Origin of the sequence: Bradyrhizobium sp. NBAIM08 (genome assembly GCF_020193935.1) — a bacterium.
Taxonomy (GTDB): domain Bacteria; phylum Pseudomonadota; class Alphaproteobacteria; order Rhizobiales; family Xanthobacteraceae; genus Bradyrhizobium; species Bradyrhizobium yuanmingense.
This window is the reverse complement of the sequence record NZ_JADYVR010000541.1, coordinates 1-431: the sequence shown is the minus strand read 5'-3', so window position 1 is coordinate 431 and position 431 is coordinate 1. Positions and strand designations below refer to the sequence as shown.

Annotated in this window: 1 protein-coding gene; it reads right to left on the bottom strand. The window is 57.5% G+C overall.

The features are described 5' to 3' along the window. The coding region (locus I6F37_RS40845; protein ID WP_225154500.1) for an enoyl-CoA hydratase-related protein at window positions 1-303 on the bottom strand (303 nt) is incomplete at its 3' end. Window positions 304-431 lie beyond the last annotated feature (128 nt).

The window sequence follows — 431 nt, the reverse complement described above, 5'->3', positions numbered from 1 at the left end:
CATATAGGAACGCATGCGCTTCTCGAAATCGATGCGGTGCATCTCGGTCTTGTAGCCGGTCTCGCGCTCGCCCTTTTTGAAGTTCTCCTTGCCGTAATCGTGGCCGGAGCAAAAGCCGCGTCCGCTGCCTTTCAGGACCACTACGCGCACGTCGTCGTCATCTTCGGCAGCCAGCATCGCCGCTTCGAACTCGCGGGTCAGCTTCTCGTTCAAGGCATTGATCTTCTCCGGCCGGTTGAGCGTCAGGGTGACGATGTGCGCGTCTTTTTCGTAGATGAGATGCTCGTACTGGGCTGCTGCCATGTCTGCGCTCCCGGAATGTCGGCCTGGTCGGACCGCGCAGTTTACTGAAGCGCGCCGGGAATTGCCAAGAACGTGTTTCAAAAGAAATTCCCCGCAGTGATGGACACGCTCCCTTTATTGAAATGCGC